Source organism: Streptomyces minutiscleroticus, assembly GCF_014650875.1.
GTDB classification, from domain to species: Bacteria; Actinomycetota; Actinomycetes; order Streptomycetales; family Streptomycetaceae; genus Streptomyces; species Streptomyces minutiscleroticus.
On record NZ_BMVU01000161.1, the window covers coordinates 1 to 2,749 of the forward strand.

Here is a 2,749-nt window from a genome sequence, read left to right on the forward strand (position 1 = left end):
ATACGCGACGACATCCACGAAGCGTTCCTCAGCCTGGCCTGCAGCATCATCTGCTGGCGCCGACTGAAAAACCTCGCCCTTTGTTAGGAGTTCTAAGCGAGACGAGGCCGTGCCCTGCTCCAAAGGGCACCTGGGCTGAGGAGGCTTCGCGTGCGGCTGGGTACGTCTGGTACGGCAAGTGGGCGGCACCAGCGGATCTGAGTCTCGGGTGGTGGTGGCCGAGACGGACAAACGCAGCAAAGGCGTGGCCGCTGTGGGCGGGTGGCTCCGCCGACCGGGCCTGAAGGGCCGGTCGGCTCAGGCACCTCCGCGCGTCGGGATGCGGCTACCGGTAGCCCGGGGTGCCGTTCTGTGATTTAAGTTTCAACCACTTCAATGCTCGATGTTCAGTTGTGCAGCACTACGGCAAGTGATCAATGATCTTGTTGGTGGGCTGGTGTTGCTCACTTTGGTGAGTGGCGGGGGTGTGGTTCCGGCGGTGCGGGTGTTGGTGGGGCTATAGCGGCTGGCCTGTGGGTTTGTCGTTGTGCAGTGGTCCTGGTGGGGTCCTGTGTCGGTGTGCAGCTGTTCTGGGTTGAACCGCCCCGGTTCGAATGCAGACTCGGTTTCATGAAAGGATCGAGTCATGGCACGACCTTCCCGTTACCCCCTTGAGTTCCGCCGTCGTGCGGTGCGCATGGTCGCCGAGGTGCGCAACGACCACCCCAATGAGGTGGCCGCTCTGCAGGCGGTGACCGAGAAGCTCGGCATCGGCTCCCGCGAGACGCTGCGGAACTGGGTGAAGCAGCACGAGATCGACGCGGGGACGCGTCCGGGGACGACGACGGAGGAATCCGCCCAGCTCAAGGCGTTGAAGAAGGAAAACGCCGAGCTGAAACGGGCCAACGAAATCCTCAAGGCCGCGGCGAGTTTCTTCGCGTCAATGCCACAATGGGTACAGCCCGGTGGGGTTCGCTCATTTTTTCGCTGCTCCGGCTTGCAGCCGGTGGCTTTTATGGCGATGTGCGGCTCCGCCGGGTTCCTGGCCGGTCGGTGACGTGGCCTGATAGGAGCCTGCCTCGCGCCCGATTGACGCCTGCCCGCATCAATGTGGACCATGTGACCCGGCCGGCGGGCGATGATCTTTCGCGGTGCGCGGTTCGTTTCGCCGTCGGGGTCTATGAACCTCCGGTAGTTCAGGCCGATCGCGGCCAGCTGTCGGGTCACCGTGCGGCGACTGATCATGATTCCGTTTGCTTCAGGCCCGAATGCGATCCGCGAGGCAGACCACTTGTGTTCGCGCCGCATTGCCTCGATCCGGACCACGAGGGCGACGTCCGTCGCCGTGGGCTGACGGTTCGGCGTCGAGGCACGGTCAAGGAGGCCGACTTCACCGTAACGGCGGTAGCGGTCGACCCCCTTCGACACGGTCGCGCGGGAGATCCCCATCTCTGCAGCGATACGGGCGATCGCTCTGGTCTTGCAGCGCTCAACGAGGCGACGGCGCCCTTCGATGTCGAGAGGAGCGTATGCGTGGTTGGCCAAGGCGCCCTTTCTCGGATCCGGGTGTCGTGGGACGCCTACAGGTATTGCGCTTTGCCATAGCCGAAAGACCAGTCGGCCTCGCGGTTCTCGTGGAGCACGATGAAGACGTTGTGAGGTGCGACCTGTGCCTGATCGGTGAGCCGGCGACAGATCTGCGCGTACATCTGGCGCTTCTGTTCGTCGGTGCGACCGCCCCGCATCGTGATGTCGATGTAGACAACGCCGTCGTCGCGGGGGACATTGAGGTAGGTCCCGTGCCGAAGTGTTCCGGTTGCGCCGTCATGGTTGGTCAGGATTTGGAACCGATCCTCGGAGGGGAATCCCATGGACTCGGTAAGGGCCTGCTGGACGGCGTCTCCGACAGCGTCGAGCTGGGATGGCTGCATCCGTAGGACATCGATACGAACCAGTGGCATCGCGATCATCCCTTCCCGCCGGTCAGAAGCGCGATGACCCCGTCGAGCGCGGCAGACATGGCGCTCGGGTCCTGCAAGGCCCGCGCGAGCACGTAACCGCCCTGGATCGTGGCGACCACAGCAACCGAGACATCCGCAGGAGCCAGATGCGGTGCAATCTGCTCAGCCGTTCGCGCCTCCTCCAATAGCTGCCGCAGGCGCTCGGTGAGCCACGAGAAGTACCCCTCGACAGGGCCCCGTAGCGCGTCGTCGGCCACCACGTCCGGGTCGAACGCCATGCGCCCCACAGGGCAACCTCGCAACGCTTCCCGCTCAACGCGCAGATAGGCCACGACCCGATCCAGAGCCGGCCCGGGGCGGTCCAGCGCGGCTTCGGCCCGCAGCCGTATGTCCTGTGCCGTCGTGGTGAGCGCCTCGACAGCAAGCCCTCGTTTCCCGTCGAAATGGTGGTACATGCTGCCCTGCCCAACCTTCGCCCGCTGCTGGATCGCGGCAGGGCTAGCGCCGATATAGCCACGCTCCCAGAGCAGGGCCCTTGTACTTTCGAGTAGACGATCGCGATTGGTCACCCCCTGACAGTACATACCAATAGGTACAGGACGCCACCGACCCAGCTGCCTACAACGTCATGTCCCGCAACACCTAGTCTTCTGAGTCTGGAATTCGGTTCGTTAGAGGTCATCTCATTTGGCCTTGGCGGTAGCCTGAGCATGTGTTGATGGTTGAGCGTCTGGTCCCGGACGGGTTGTGGGAGCTGTTCCAGCGGGTGGTGCCGGAGGCGCCGTCGCGTCCGCAGGGTGGTGGCCGGC

2 protein-coding genes and 2 pseudogenes are annotated in these 2,749 nt (G+C 64.1%); 1 reads left to right on the plus strand and 3 read right to left on the minus strand.

From position 1 onward, the window contains the following. Positions 1–625: 625 nt before the first annotated feature. A pseudogene (locus IE271_RS40555) lies at positions 626–913 on the plus strand (transposase); the annotation flags it as partial. Between the two features lie 170 nt (positions 914–1,083). Here IE271_RS40555 and IE271_RS43160 read toward each other — a convergent pair. The 3 genes and pseudogenes from IE271_RS43160 to IE271_RS40570 all read right to left on the minus strand — a co-directional run. After that, positions 1,084–1,524 (minus strand): annotated as a pseudogene (locus IE271_RS43160) (helix-turn-helix domain-containing protein); the annotation flags it as partial. A gap of 35 nt (positions 1,525–1,559) precedes the next feature. Further along, positions 1,560–1,949 carry a tautomerase family protein gene (locus IE271_RS40565; RefSeq protein WP_308435263.1) on the minus strand — a complete coding sequence of 130 codons (390 nt, stop codon included), beginning with the start codon at positions 1,947–1,949 and terminating at the stop codon, positions 1,560–1,562. Further along, a complete protein-coding gene (locus tag IE271_RS40570) occupies positions 1,946–2,509 on the minus strand; it encodes a TetR family transcriptional regulator C-terminal domain-containing protein (protein ID WP_229919977.1) in 564 nt (187 codons plus the stop codon). The genes IE271_RS40565 and IE271_RS40570 overlap by 4 nt, the downstream gene beginning before the upstream one ends. Positions 2,510–2,749 lie beyond the last annotated feature (240 nt).

Excerpts from the sequence above, each read along its gene's own strand:
- IE271_RS40565 (WP_308435263.1), bottom strand. The coding sequence starts at position 1,949 with ATGATCGCGATGCCACTGGTTCGTATCGATGTCCTACGGATGCAGCCA.